Here is a 13,866-nt window from a genome sequence, read left to right as displayed (position 1 = left end):
TCCGGCACCGGCAAGGAGCTGCTGGCGCGCGCGATGCATTACGCGAGCCCGCGCGCCGCCGGGCCGTTCGTCGTGGAGAACTGCGCGGCCGTCGCCGACACGCTGCTCGAATCGGAGCTGTTCGGCCACAAGCGCGGCGCGTTCACCGGCGCGTTCCACGAGCATACCGGCCTGTTCCAGCGCGCGAACGGCGGCACCATCTTCCTCGACGAAATCGGCGACACGTCGCTCGCGTTCCAGGTCAAGCTGTTGCGCGTGCTGCAGGAGGGCGAGGTGCGACCGGTCGGCGCAACCCGCGCGGTGCCCGTCGACGTGCGCGTGATCGCGGCGACGCATCGCGACCTCGAACGCGAAGTCGAGGCCGGGCGCTTTCGGGAAGACCTGTATTACCGGATCGCGACCGCGACGCTGTCGTTGCCGCCGCTGCGCGAGCGCACCGGCGACCTCGCGCCGATCGCGCACCGGCTGCTGCAGGACATCGCCGAGCAGGAGCCGCAGCGCACCGGGCTCGGCTTCGCCCGCGACGCGCTCGCCGTGCTGCTCGGCTATCCGTGGCCGGGCAACATCCGCGAGCTGCGCAACGAGATCTACCGCGCGATCGCGCTGAGCGACGGCGACCTGATCCACGCGGACGTGTTTTCCGCGAAGGTGCTGCGCGGCCAGCCCGGCACCGTCGCGCGCGCGCCGGATGCGCCGATGCCGGCCAGCGGCACGCTGCAGGAGCGGCTCGACGCGATGGAGGCGATGCTGCTCAAGGAAGCGCTGCTGCGGCACCGCTGGAACAAGACCCACGCCGCGTCCGAGCTCGGCCTGTCGCGTGCCGGCCTGCGCCAGAAGCTGCAGCGCTTCGGCCTGGAGAAGAAAAAGTGAACGCCACGCGTCGCGCTCCCGGCCGCGCCGGCAGGTTCAACGTGCTGTGGCTGCAGTCCGGCGGCTGCGGCGGCTGCAACATGTCGCTGCTGTGCGCCGACACGATGGATTTCTCCGCGATGCTCACGCGCGCCGGCATCGACATGCTGTGGCATCCGTCGCTGTCCGTCGAGACCGGCGTCGAGGCGCTCGACGTGCTGCAGGCCTGCCTCGACGGCACGGTCGAGCTGCATGCGCTGTGCGTCGAGGGCGCGATGCTGCGCGGGCCGAACGGCACCGGCCGGTTTCACGTGCTGGCGGGCACCGGCATCCCGATGATCGACTGGGTCGCGCGGCTCGCGCGCGTCGCGCACCACACGGTGGCGATCGGCACGTGCGCCGCGTACGGCGGCATCAGCGCGGGCGGCGACAACCCGACCGACGCGTGCGGGCTGCAGTACGACGGCGAGCGGCCGGGCGGCCTGCTCGGCGCCGACTACCGGTCGCGCAGCGGCTTTCCGGTGATCAACGTGGCCGGCTGCCCGACGCATCCCGAATGGGTCCTCGACACCCTCGGCGCGCTCGCGATGGGGCTGATCGACACGGACGGCCTCGACCCGCTCAACCGTCCGCGCCTGTACGCGGACCAGCTCGTGCATCACGGCTGCACGCGCAACGAGTTCTACGAATACAAGGCGAGCGCGGAAAAGCCGTCCGACCTCGGCTGCATGATGGAGCACATGGGCTGCAAGGGCACGCAGGCGCACGGCGACTGCAACACGCGGCTGTGGAACGGCGACGGCTCGTGCACGCGCGGCGGCCATGCGTGCATCAACTGCACCGCGCCCGGCTTCGAGGAGCCCGGCCACCCGTTCGCGCAGACGCCGAAGGTGGCCGGCATCCCGATCGGCCTGCCGAGCGACATGCCGAAGGCCTGGTTCGTCGCGCTCGCGTCGCTGTCGAAGGCGGCGACGCCGAAGCGCGTGCGCGAGAACGCGACGGCGGACCATACGAAGATCGCGCCGGCGATCCGCTCGACGTCCCGCAAATAGGCACGCCCATGTCCCGACTGGTGATTGGTCCGTTCAACCGCGTCGAAGGCGACCTCGAGGTGCGCCTCGACATCGCCGACGGCGCGGTGACGAGCGCGCACGTGAACGCGACGATGTTCCGCGGCTTCGAGCGCATCCTGCAGGGTCGCGATCCGCTCGACGCGCTCGTCTACGTGCCGCGCATCTGCGGCATCTGTTCCGTGTCGCAAGGGATCGCGGCGGCGCGCGCGCTGGCCGACCTCGCGGGCGTGACGCCGACGCCGAACGGCCTCATCGCGTCGAACCTGATGCTCGCGGCCGAGAATCTCGCGGACCACCTGAGCCATTTCTACCTGTTCTTCATGCCGGATTTCGTGCGGCCCGTGTACGCCGCGCGACACTGGCACGCGGACGCGGTCGCGCGCTTCACGCCGTATCACGGCGAACGGCACCGCGCGGCGCTCGCCGCGCGGCAGCGCTGGCTGCGCCTGATGGGCACGCTGGGCGGCAAGTGGCCGCACACCGGCTCGATCCAGCCGGGGGGCAGCGCGCGCGCCGTCGAGCCCGCCGAACGGATACGCCTGCTGGCGTGCATCGGCGAGTTCCGGCAATTCCTGGAGGACACGCTGTTCGGCGCGCCGCTCGAGGAGGTCGCCGCGCTCGACGGCGAGGCCGCGCTCGCCGCGTGGTGCGAGCGCGCGGGTGGGCAGGGCGACTTGCGGTTCTTCCTGATGCTCGCGCGCGATCTCGGCCTGGAGCGTCTCGGGCCGGGGCCGGGGCTGTATTTGTCGTACGGCGCGTATCCGCAGCCGGAAGGCGGCCACGCATTCGGCGCCGGCGTCTGGGACGCGCGCCATGCGCGGCTCGACGCGGTCGACGTGACCGCGATCGTCGAGGACGCGACCTGCGCGTGGCTCGACGATGCCGGCGGCCCGCGCCACCCGTCGGCCGGCGTGACCGAACCGCGCGCCGACAAGCCGGGCGGCTATACGTGGAACAAGGCGCCGCGCCTGAACGGCGCGGTGCTCGAGACCGGCGCGATCGCGCGGCAGCTCGCGGAGCGGCACCCGCTGATCGCGGAGGCCGTCGGCCGCAGCGGCGGCAATGTCTATACGCGGGTGCTGGCACGCGCGCTCGAACTGGCGCGCGTCGTGCCGATGATGGAGCAGTGGGTGCGTGCGCTGGCGCCGGGCATGCCGTATTGCGCGGCATTCGCGTTGCCGGACGAGGGCAGCGGCGTCGGGCTCAACGAAGCCGCGCGCGGCAGCCTCGGCCACTGGCTCGACGTGAAGGGCGGGCGGATCGCGAATTACCAGATCGTCGCGCCGACGTCGTGGAATTTCTCCCCGCGCGACGCGAGCGGCCGGCCCGGCGCGCTGGAAGCCGCGCTCGTCGGCGCGCCGGTCGAGCCGGGCGAGACGACGCCGGTGGCGGTCCAGCACATCGTGCGGTCATTCGATCCGTGCATGGTCTGCACGGTGCATTGACGGCGGCCGCTGGGTACGCTGAATCCGGGTTCTGTACAGTACGAAGGTCATGGCGAGCAATCAATCCAATCCTCCCGATCGACCGGCGAAGCGCCAGGCCGCGCCCGCCGAGGAGGCGCTGAGCCGCACGGTCGGCGGCGCGCACGAGGTGCCGAATTTCGAAGGAATCGACGAGGCGACGTGGCTCGAGGTCATCCGCAAGATGGACGAGGTCTACTCGCAGCTGGTGGAGGACGAGACCGCGCTCGAGGAAAAGAACGCGCAGCTCGAACAGTCTCAGCAGTTCATTCTCGGCCTGCTGTCGTCGATGTCGGACGTGCTGGCCGCGTGCAACGAGCGCGGCGAGATCGAGGAAACCAACGCCGCGCTGTGCGACCTGCTCGGGCAGCCCGACCGCGTGGTGCGCGGCTCGCGCTTCGAGCACTGGCTGGCGGACGACGCGAGCGTCGCCGCGCTGCGCGGTGCGCTCGGGTCGGGTGCACCGGCGCGCGGCACGGTGGTCGAGCTGACCATGCGCGACGCGCAGGGCACGCCCGTGCCGGTCGATTTCAGCTGCACGCCGCGCGGCGGGCCGCGCGGACGGCGGGTCGGCTACCTGCTGGTCGGCCGTCCGACCGGCGAGCTCAAGCGCGCATACCGCCAGTTGCGCGAAGCGCACGACGCGCTCAAGCACGCGCAGCAGCAGCTGCTGCATTCGGAAAAAATGGCGGCGCTCGGGCGGCTCGTGGCCGGCGTCGCGCACGAGCTGAACAACCCGATCAGCTTCGTGCTCGGCAACGTCCACGTGCTCAAGCGGTATGGCGAACGGCTGACCAACTTCATCGACGCGTCGTCGCAGCCGATGTCGGCGGCCGAGCGCGCGCGCCTGCGGGCCACGCTGCGGATCGATCCGATCCTGTCCGACCTGCCGTCGCTGATCGAAGGGATGATCGAGGGCGCGCAGCGCACCGCGGACATCGTCAGCGCGTTGCGGCGGTTTTCCGCGGTCGATCGCGAGGAGCGCGGCGAGGTCGACATGAACGAAGTCGTGACGCGCGCCATTCACTGGATCAGGAAGGGCACGGGGCCGGCGTTCGACGTGCACTGGTCGCCCGGCGAGCCGATGCGGGTGCGCGGCAGCGCCGGGCAGCTGCTGCAGGTGATGATGAATCTGATCCAGAACGCCTGCGACGCGGCGTCCGGCGCACATCGCGGCACGCCCGAGCTGTGGATCGACGCGGCGCGCTGCGATCGCAACATCGTCGTGACCGTGCGCGACAACGGCCCGGGCATCGCCGACGCGCATTTGCCCAAGCTGTTCGAGCCGTTCTTCACGACCAAGCCGCAAGGGCGCGGTACCGGGCTGGGGCTGTCGATCAGCTATGGGATCATCGAGCGGCACGACGGCCGGCTGATGGCGCGCAACGCGCCGCAGGGCGGGGCCGAATTCATCGTCGAATTGCCGGAGTGGGACGGGGACGCGGTTTCCGCATGATGTCTGTCGCGGCATGACCCTGGTCGGCCTCGAGCGCCAACTGGAGCGAAGATTTTTCGAGCGATGGAGACGAAATATCCGGTTTGTGACGAAATTTCGAGCACCGTGAATCAATTTCGAGCCGTTTTTCGAGTCGAAACTCCGGAAGCAATGCATGCGCTGAGACAGGCATCGCTTGGCAACAAGCTCGACCAGATTCCAACTGCGCGGCTAGCCGCTCCACCGGCGCGCGGTGGTGATGCGCTTCCGCTCATACGATCGCCCTGCCATGGGCTTACGCGCCAGTGGCTTCCGCTTCGGGCCAAAGCCGTGGGAAAAGCCACCGGAAGAGCAAGAGCGGGATCGCCAGTTCCACCGGACCACGAGGGCTGGGTGAGGTCAAGATCCCAATCTTGAACAGGTCCGCGAGCACCCTGTCCGCGGTTCGTGGTGCGAGTCCCATCATTGCCTTGAACCTTGACCGGTCCATGGAATCGACCGTCGCGAGATAGGAAAGCGCGGGTGCCGCTTCCGTGCGGAGAAAGCGGGTGTCCGAGTCCTGGCTGAGCGCCGCAAGCATCTGCGCGAGACGCTTTTCAAACGCTTGAAGGTCCAGCATGCCGCTCATAAACTGGATCTGGTCAACGCATATACCGAGGAAAAATTCGATGAACTCGACGAACCCGCGTTCGGTGAGGTTGCCGCGGCCGTCCAGATCCCCCTGACGCGGCTGGTCGGCAGCGATCAGGCGCTCATAGTATTGCGTTTGCGAACGAGCGAGCCCTCGCATGGGGGACCACAGCCCGTGAGTAAGGCCGAGCCCTGCGAGTCCGATATGCGTATGCAGGCGTGCGGTGCGGCCATTGCCATCCAGAAATGGGTGAATCCAGGCGAGGCGGTGATGAGCTGCGACAAGCGCGATGAGTGCCGTTTCGCCGAGCCTGGCATGTCGATAGGCTTCATGCCAGCGCTGCATGAAGGCGGGGATACTCGCGGGATCGGGAGGTACGTGATTTCCGACGCGAACTCCGCGTGTTCGCCATTCGCCTGGGTCTACCGCGTCGACCTCACCATCGTCGCCCTGTTGTGCGAGATCTTCCGGCAGCAGTTGGGCGTGCAGGTGGTGGTGAATTTGACTCACGGTTTCAGGCGCAAAGAACGTCATCGCGTCGAATGCCATCCAGGTCGTCTCGCTCCAGCGCTCCGTGTTGATGTGGGCGATGGCGATGCGTTGACGGCGCGCTTCGTCCGGACTGCCGGAGAAGTCCTGCCGCATGGCCTGCTCGATGAGCAACGGTTCCGTATGCTGGCCCTCAATCTTGTTCGTATAGTACGAATTCATTGGGCGAAGAGCGTCGCGCAATAACGCGCGCAATCGCGGCATACCATGCGCGACGAGACCGGCGGCGCGAGCAATGACGTCGGCTGCCAGTGGCCGAAGATCATCGATCTTGTGCGGACCGGGTAGCATCGGCAGCATCTGGTGCGGGCTGTGATAGGGGTACGAACTGGCAGTCTCAGTCATGAATAGGTGTCGGTGTCACCCACGTGCGTCCTGGCGTGTTCCGTGGCGGCTGTTTGCATTCAAAAACGGGCCGATTTTACGCAAAAAATTTCTTAAATATCAATGGATTATAATTCTATTGAAAAAAGTTTGGCGAGTTTGTTGGCGACTATCGTGGGGCGCCGATAGCGGATTGGAGGTTCCGTTCGCGCTCAAGGACGATGACCCACCGAGGTGGCGGAACGCGTAGCGCTTCGTCGGCGAGGCGGCGAGGCGGCGAGGCGGCGAGGCGGCGAGGCGGCGATACACAGCATGGTCGACGAACGGCTCGTGCGACTGCCGCACCGTGCCACCCCGCTCACGCCGCAACCAGCTTCAATCCCGGCGGCAGCGCCTCCCCGAACGCGCGCCCGGTATCCGCGTTGTCGAGCGCGACCACCTCGCGCACCATCTGCACCCACGCGGCCGGCGCATTCGCCGCTTCGAGCCGCCGCACGACCTTCTCGCGAATTTCCGGCGCCAGATCGCTCGACCGGTCTCCCGTCATGCGTGCGATCTGCACCGCGGCAAACACAGCCGGCTCGACCTTCTTCCAGTCGACCGACAGGATCGTTTCCAGCCACCGGCTCGCCACCTCGGGCGGCACGACGCCGTGCGCGCTGCCGTACAGCAGCCGGCGCGCGCCGATCCGCCCGACCGCCCACCAGCACTGAGGGTTCTCCGACGGCCGCTGCAGCCGCGCCAGAAGCTGCTCCGCGAGCTCGATCTTGCGCTCGACCTCGACCCGCTCGAGCGACGCGGACAGGCGCACCATGTCCATGTCGCCGACCTTCGCGGGATCGAACGGCAGCTTGGGACGCTTCGCGCGCGCGGCCTCCTGCAGCCATGCCATCGCGTCGAGCACCTGAAGCTGCGCTTCCTCGTTCAGGCCGCCCGCCGCGCGACGCCACAGCGTCCACCATTCCGACCAGACCTGCCCCTCGTTCACGTACTGGATGCCGTCGTCGAACAGCGACCACAGCTGCTCGACACGCCATTCGTCGAGCGGATAGCCGAACCCCGGCCGCACGCAGAAGCCGGCCAGGTTCAGCCATACGCGCTCGTGATCCGCGGAGCGCCGGCGCCGGCCCGCACGCTCCCATAGCACCCCGAACAGCTCCCGCAGCAGCGGGCCGTCCCATTGCTCGCGCGGCCCGAGCAACTGCTCGAGCTGCGCGCGCAGGCGCTTCACTTCCTTTGGATCGACGTTCGCCAGACGGGCGCCGAACGAGCGGTCGATCAGTTCGATCGCCTTGTCGAGCGATGGATGACGCGTCGCGCCGGCGCCGTTGTCTTCGCCGTCGTCGCGCCGCAGCTGGAATTCGAGCAGCCATCGCTGCGACGGGTCGTCGGTGGCGGTGCAGTGCATCTCCAGCGTGCCGACCTCCGTCAGCGACGTCGCGAGCCTGACGAGCCGCTCGCGCGGCCCGTTCGGGTCCTGCTGCTGCACGACCGTCGCCACCGGCGGCAAGCGCACGAAATCGCCGGCCGTCAGGTCGGCCAGTTCGCCCGGCTGCCACGCGGTGTCGGCCACCGTGGACGCGAGGTGAAAGCGCACCGGATGCCCGAGCCGCAGCGCGAACACCCGGTCGTCGAGACGCACCTCGTGGCCTTCCGGCGTGCCGCGCGGCAACACGCACACGCCACGGGACGCCTGCTCGCCCTTGTCGAGGACGAGGAAGTAACTGCGCGGCGAGCCGCCGCCGATGCGCGGCGCGTGTCCTGCGCGCGCCAGCCCGTAAGCGACCGCACCGCGCGCGACGGCGACATCCGGATGGTCGTTGTGCAACACATGCACCGGCTGCTGCCGCCATGCGCCGAGCGTGCCCGCCAGACGGCCGGCAAGCGCCTTCGACCGGAACACGCCGCCGTTGAGCAGCAGCGTATCGGGCACCGGCAACCCCGCTTGCGGCGCATCCGGCATGCCGAGCGCGTCGCACGACTGCGCGGCGAGCTTGTGCAGGAACGCGGCAATGTGCCGGGTGACGGCCGGATCGGCCGCGTAGGGCAGGCCGAACTCGACGATCCCGGCCCGCGACCGGTGCGGCAGGTCGTCCGGCCCGCCGGCCGGGAAAAAGCCGTCCACGACGATCCGCTCGACTTCGTCGCGGCTCAAGTCCGCCTTGCGCGCGCCGCCGACGAGCCGGGCGCCCGCGCCGAGCAGTGTGATCCCGACGGATTCCGGCGGCGCGTCGCCGAGCAGTTGCTCCTTCGCGACGCGGCAGCGTTCGACGAGCTGGGACAGGCTCGCCGCCGACAGGCGCGTCTGCTCGCCGGCGAGACGCGTTTCGGCGAGGCGCGCGAGCGCGAGGTCCATGTTGTCGCCGCCGAGCATCAGGTGGTCGCCGACGCCGATGCGGGTCAATTGCGGCTCGCCGTCCTCGACGTGCACCTTGATCAGCGTGAGGTCGGTCGTTCCGCCCCCCACGTCGCACACCAGCACGAGCCGCGTCTGCGCCAGCTCGGCGCGCAACGTGTCGCGATGATGGAACAGCCAGTCGTAGAACGCCGCCTGCGGCTCTTCGAGCAGGCGCAGCTTCGGCAGCTTCGCGAGGCGCGCCGCCTCCAGCGTCAGCGCACGCGCGCCGTCGTCGAACGACGCGGGCACGGTGAGCACCACGTCCTGATCTTCGAGCGGCGCATCCGGAAAGCGGCTGTTCCACGCGGCGCGCACGTGCGCCAGATAGCTGGCGCTCGCCGCCACCGGCGACACCTTGGCGATGTCGTCGCTCGCGCCCCACGGCAGGATCGGCGCGAGACGGTCGACCGACGCGTGCGACAGCCAGCTTTTCGCGCTGGTCACGAGCCGGCCCGGCACCTGCGCACCGAGCGTGCGCGCGAGACGCCCGATCGCGGCCGGCTGCGTGCCGACGTCGTCATCGCGCCACGGCAGTTGCAGGTCGCCCGGCGCAAACTCGCCGGGCGCCGGGTGATAGCGCGCGGACGGCAACAGCGGCTGCGCGCCGACCTCGCCGAGGCCGACGAGCTGCTCGACGTCGAACACGCGGATCGCGTCGCCGCCCGCCTCGACGTACGCGACGACGGTATTGCTCGTGCCGAGGTCGATCCCGACGATGTATCGCTTCATCGGGCTCAGGCGTTCACCCCGCCGCGCACGTCGAACTCGACCTTCCAGCGCTCGTCCGTGCCGCGCGGCACGGCTTCGAGTTCGAGCGTGCCCGCCTCGGTGACCCGCGCGTGCAGCTTCACCGGCACGATTTCGCCGGGTGTGCGGCCTTCGGGCGGCAGCGTCGCCTGGATTTCCTCCATCTCCTGCAGCTCGTCGGGCGACCAGTAGTCGAGCAACGTGCCGACCTGGTCCTGACGGCGCACCGATGAACCGAAGAAGCGGAAATGCACCGGCTCGCCGACCACGAGGCCGAATTCCTGCGCGGGCAGGGCGGCGTCGGTGCCTTCCTCCATGCCGAACGGCGCGACGCACAACGCCTGGATCGGCGGCTCGAGGCCCGGCACCGCCGGCATCGCCGACTCGATCGCGATGTAGTACGCGCGTGCCGTGCCGCCGCGAATCCGCACGCCCTTGCCGCGCTTCACGTAGCCGTAGTAGGCCGCGCCGCGCGCCACCGCGAGGTCGAGATCGGCGCCGCCCAACAGGCGTGCCGGCGGCGCGCCGTCGGCCGCGAGCCAGCCGTTGAGGGTGCCGAGAATGCGCTCGACCAGCAGCGGCGACTTGAACACGCCGCCGTTGAACAGCACTGCGGTCGGGTGCAGGAAGCTCGCGCCCGCCGCCGGCTGCTGCGGCAGCCCGTCGAGCTCGGCCAGTGCCGCGACCTGCCGGCCGAGGAAAGCCGCGAGGTGGCGCGTGATGCCGGCATCCTGCGCGTACGGCAGGCCGAGCTGCGTCAGGCCGGCGCGCGTGCGGCTGACCGGCCGCGCGACCGCGTCGACTTGCGGGAAGAAGCCTTCGAGAATCGTCTGCGTCAGTTCCGCGCGGGTCAGTTCGGTGCGGATCGATCCGCCGATCAGCTTCGAGCCGCGGCTCGGCACGACGAGCGGCACCGCATCCGTCGCGGCATCGGTCAGCAGCGTTTCCTTTGCGGCCCGGCACGCGTAGGTGAGGGCGCGCAACTGCCACGGATCGGCCTGCGTGCCCTGTGCCGCCAGCTTGCGCGCGACCACGTGGGCTAGCGCAAGGTCCATGTTGTCGCCGCCCAGCAGGATGTGTTCGCCGACCGCGACGCGATGCAGTTCCAGGTTGCCGTCGCGCTCGACGACCGCGATCAGCGACAGGTCGGTCGTGCCGCCACCGACGTCGACGACCAGGATGATGTCGCCGACCTTCACGTCCTTGCGCCACGCGCCGCCGCTTTTCTCGATCCAGCTGTAGAGCGCCGCCTGGGGCTCCTCGAGCAGCGTCATCCGCGTATAGCCGGCCGCCTGCGCCGCCTCGGCGGTCAGTTCGCGGGCGGCCGGGTCGAACGATGCGGGAATCGTGACCGTGACGTCCTGGTCGCCGAACGGCGCATCGGGATGCGCGTGGTTCCATGCTTCGCGCAGGTGCGTGAGATAGCGGACCGAGCTTTCGAGCGGCGACACGCGTGCGACTTCCGGCGGCGCGTCGCTCGGCAGGATCGCCGCGCGACGGTCCACGCCCGGATGGCAAAGCCAGCTCTTGGCGCTCGACACCAGACGGATCGGCGTGCCCGCGCCGCGGCTGCGGGCCAGTTCGCCGACGGCGAAGTCGCGCCCGGCGATCCACGGCAGCGTCAGGTCGCCCGGCGTCAGTTCGTTCTCGTGCGGCAGGTACAGAAACGACGGCAGCAGATTCGGCGACTCGACCGCGCCCGGCGCGGTGAGCTGCGTGATCGGCAACACGTCGAGGGTGGTTTTCTCGCCATCGCTGGACGTCAGGTCGACGTACGACAGCGCGCAGTGGGTCGTGCCCAGATCGATGCCGATCGAGTAGCGCGGCTCGCTCATAGCTCCACCTCCGCCGGCGCGATCACGGTTGCGTCGTGGGACGCGTTCAGCTTCGGAAGGCGCACCGACTCGACGCGCCAGCCGCGATGGCTGATGCTGCCGCTGAACGGCGCCTTGCCGACGACATTGCCGGTCAGCCGGATCGCGGCCGCGTCGAAGCCTTCGTCGATCGTCACGCGGGTGCCCTCGGCCTCGTCGCGCACCGGGCGGATCGTGAAGTGCTCGCGCAGCGTCGTGCGGCAGCCGTCGTGTACGAGGCGCGCGGCGGCGCCGATGTCGGCATCGGAATAGCCGGCGATGTCTTCCTCGACGAAGTCGATCAGACGGGCGTCCCGCTGCAGCAATCCGAGCAACTGGAGCGCGGCGTCGGGGGTGGCTTCCTTGATCACGACGGGAGCAGGAGCGGGGGCGGGCCTGGCTGGCGCCACCGGTTGCGGCGGCGCGACCGGCGCGGCCACGGGCGCGGCAAGCGGCGCGCCGTCGCGCAACCGGCGCACGCGGCCGGCCAGTTCGCGGTCGCCCAGAAGGGCAAAGAATGTTCCGACGGCAAGCGACAGCCTGCCGACGAATGAAATGTTCGTGTCGGTCATGAAAAGTGCTCCTGTAGGCTCGCCAGTGCGACGAGCCGGACTGCCGGACGCGGAACGCGCCGCGCTCGGGGCGCCAACGGCCCCATGCCGGCATTTCGTCTCTGAGCCACGCGGGCGCAAAACCCGTATTTTGCCTTGATCTGAGCGTGTGCCGGCCAAATTGCGAATTTTCTGGCGGAAATTTCGCTATTTCTGCAATGTCGGGGGGCGTCCGTCTTCACGGAGGGGGATTGAACGGTCGCCGCGACGCCGCGCTCATGGAAGGCAATCGACTCTTTGCCGCGACGCCGTGCTCATGGAAGGCAATCGACTCGCCGGCGCGCCGCCGCGCTCATGGAAGACAATCGATTCATTGCGCCGATGTCGTGCGCATGGAAGGCAATCGATTCGCCGGCGCGACGCCGCACCCCGGCAATCAATGCCCTAGCCGGGCGCCCCGCGCGTGCAGGCGATCATCGGGCAGCGTACGTTCGAAGGATGCGTATCGCGTCAGTGCGCGGAAGGGGCCAGCCCCGGATCGATCGCATACCGGCCGGGGCGGATGGCGAGAACGCCGAGCAACGCCGCGGCGAGCGGAACCGCCAGCGCGAGATAGAACCCGGCCGGCCCGCCCGCGGCGAGCACCGTCCCGCCGACGGCGGAGCCGGCGATTGCGCCCACGCGCCCCATCCCGATCGCCCAGCCCGTCGCGGTGGCCCGCAACGAAGTCGGGTAGGCGGTCACCACCAGATAGTTGAGCGCGATCTGCTGCCCGCCGATGCCAAGCCCGGCCGCGCCGGCCAGCACGAAGACGAGGGACCACGCCGTGCCCGCGTTGGCGAGCCCGATCGCGATGGCGATCCCGAGCAGCAGCAGCCCGACGAGCAGATGCCGGGTATCGACTTTCCGGAGCAGCATCGAAAGCGGAATCGCGCACGCGATGAAGACGGCATTGACCGTCACCGTGCCCATCGGCGCCAGCGTGACGGACAGGCCGGCAGTCTTCAGGACGGTCGGCAGCCAGGAGAGGAACATGAACCACGCGACCCAGTTGAACAGGTAGACCGCCCAGATCGCAACGGTATTGCGCGTGTTGCCGTTGCGAAACAGTTCGCTCACGCTCGCGCGGACGGTTGCCTCGCTGACATGGAACCGTGCGTCGTCCGGCAGCGCGGCGCCCAGCATCCGGCGCAGGATCGCATGGACGCGCCGGACATCCTCGGCACGGGTGCGCGCGGCCAGAAATTGCAGCGACTCGGGCAGCGCGAAGCAGAGCACGACGAGCAACCCGAGCGGCAACGCGCCGCCGACCACGAAGATGCCTTGCCAGCCGATCGCGGGCATCATGCGCGCCGCGAGCAGCGCGCCCAGCATCGCGCCTGCCGGCAGGCCGAGCAGCACGCCCGTCATGATCGCGCCGCGATGACGGGCAGGGCCGTATTCCGCGGCGAGCGCCAGCAGCACGGGCGTGCAGCCGCCCATGCCGAGCCCTGCCGCGAAGCGAAGCGCGAGGATCTGATCGGTGCTCGTCGCGCATGCCGTCGCCAGCGATGCGACGCTGAACAGCGCGACGCCGCCGAGCAGCGCGGGACGTCGTCCGATGCGGTCGCCGACGAGCCCGAGCGTCATGGCGCCGATCGTCATGCCCACTACGCCGGCGGTCAGGATCGGCGCGAGGCCGCCGGGCGCGAGGCCGAATGCCGAGATGATCGCAGGGCCGGTGTAGGCGATGGCCTGCGTGTCGAAGCCGTCGAACAGCGTCGTCGCGAAGCAAAGCAGGAAGACCAGCCACTGATGGAAGCCGACCGCTTCCCGGTCGATCAGCGATGCGATGTCGAGAGGCTTGCTCATGATGTCTCCTTGGATGCCATGTCGCGTCCCGCGCGCCGGCTTGGTGTCGGGACAAGGTAAGTCAATCGCGCACGGCCAGTCCAATACCCTCGTGATCTGGTTTCCATACCTGAGAGGCATGATGTGGCCGGTTCGTCATCGC

The 13,866-nt window shown here is 69.3% G+C and carries 9 protein-coding genes; 4 read left to right on the top strand and 5 right to left on the bottom strand.

The annotated features are described in order from the left end of the window. The 4 genes from LIG30_RS10870 to LIG30_RS10855 form a co-directional block, all read left to right on the top strand. Positions 1-870: sigma-54 interaction domain-containing protein (locus LIG30_RS10870; RefSeq protein WP_038711994.1), on the top strand; the 870-nt coding region annotated here is incomplete at its 5' end. Continuing rightward, on the top strand, positions 867-1,901 hold the full coding sequence (locus tag LIG30_RS10865; RefSeq protein WP_083493983.1) for a HupU protein: 1,035 nt from the start codon (positions 867-869) through the stop codon (positions 1,899-1,901). The genes LIG30_RS10870 and LIG30_RS10865, both read left to right, overlap by 4 nt. Before the next feature lie 8 nt (positions 1,902-1,909). Further along, a complete protein-coding gene (locus tag LIG30_RS10860) occupies positions 1,910-3,367 on the top strand; it encodes a nickel-dependent hydrogenase large subunit (protein WP_038711992.1) in 1,458 nt (485 codons plus the stop codon). A 49-nt stretch (positions 3,368-3,416) separates the two neighbouring features. Continuing rightward, positions 3,417-4,841, top strand: coding sequence for a sensor histidine kinase (locus LIG30_RS10855; RefSeq protein WP_038711990.1), 1,425 nt, complete (start codon positions 3,417-3,419; stop codon positions 4,839-4,841). Between the two features lie 274 nt (positions 4,842-5,115). Here the strand turns inward: LIG30_RS10855 and LIG30_RS10850 are convergent, their stop codons facing one another. The 5 genes from LIG30_RS10850 to LIG30_RS10830 all read right to left on the bottom strand — a co-directional run bounded on the left by LIG30_RS10850 (position 5,116) and on the right by LIG30_RS10830 (position 13,724). Then, positions 5,116-6,345, bottom strand: a complete 1,230-nt coding sequence (locus LIG30_RS10850) for a Fic family protein (RefSeq protein ID WP_038711988.1) — start codon at positions 6,343-6,345, stop codon at positions 5,116-5,118. A 337-nt stretch (positions 6,346-6,682) separates the two neighbouring features. Beyond that, complete coding sequence (locus LIG30_RS10845) at positions 6,683-9,451, bottom strand: Hsp70 family protein (RefSeq protein WP_038711985.1); 2,769 nt, start codon at positions 9,449-9,451, stop codon at positions 6,683-6,685. Between the two features lie 5 nt (positions 9,452-9,456). Next, the gene (locus LIG30_RS10840; protein ID WP_038711983.1) at positions 9,457-11,304 is read right to left on the bottom strand and encodes an Hsp70 family protein; all 1,848 of its coding nucleotides are present in this window, start codon (positions 11,302-11,304) and stop codon (positions 9,457-9,459) included. Next, complete coding sequence (locus LIG30_RS10835) at positions 11,301-11,894, bottom strand: DUF2760 domain-containing protein (RefSeq protein ID WP_038711981.1); 594 nt, start codon at positions 11,892-11,894, stop codon at positions 11,301-11,303. The genes LIG30_RS10840 and LIG30_RS10835 overlap by 4 nt, the downstream gene beginning before the upstream one ends. Positions 11,895-12,383: 489 nt before the next feature. Further along, a complete protein-coding gene (locus LIG30_RS10830; protein WP_038711980.1) occupies positions 12,384-13,724 on the bottom strand; it encodes an MFS transporter in 1,341 nt (446 codons plus the stop codon). Positions 13,725-13,866: the final 142 nt, after the last annotated feature.

This window comes from Burkholderia sp. lig30 (assembly GCF_000687455.2).
Classification (GTDB): domain Bacteria; phylum Pseudomonadota; class Gammaproteobacteria; order Burkholderiales; family Burkholderiaceae; genus Burkholderia.
Note: the sequence above shows the minus strand (reverse complement) of the source record. Positions and strands in the feature narration are given on the sequence as shown.

What these genes read in the sequence shown, in the direction of transcription:
- LIG30_RS10855 (WP_038711990.1), top strand. Translation starts at nt 3,417, where the DNA reads ATGGCGAGCAATCAATCCAATCCTCCCGATCGACCGGCGAAGCGCCAG.
- LIG30_RS10860 (WP_038711992.1), top strand. Translation starts at nt 1,910, where the DNA reads ATGTCCCGACTGGTGATTGGTCCGTTCAACCGCGTCGAAGGCGACCTC.
- LIG30_RS10830 (WP_038711980.1), bottom strand. Translation starts at nt 13,724, where the DNA reads ATGAGCAAGCCTCTCGACATCGCATCGCTGATCGACCGGGAAGCGGTC.
- LIG30_RS10845 (WP_038711985.1), bottom strand. Translation starts at nt 9,451, where the DNA reads ATGAAGCGATACATCGTCGGGATCGACCTCGGCACGAGCAATACCGTC.
- LIG30_RS10850 (WP_038711988.1), bottom strand. Translation starts at nt 6,345, where the DNA reads ATGACTGAGACTGCCAGTTCGTACCCCTATCACAGCCCGCACCAGATG.
- LIG30_RS10835 (WP_038711981.1), bottom strand. Translation starts at nt 11,894, where the DNA reads ATGACCGACACGAACATTTCATTCGTCGGCAGGCTGTCGCTTGCCGTC.
- LIG30_RS10840 (WP_038711983.1), bottom strand. Translation starts at nt 11,304, where the DNA reads ATGAGCGAGCCGCGCTACTCGATCGGCATCGATCTGGGCACGACCCAC.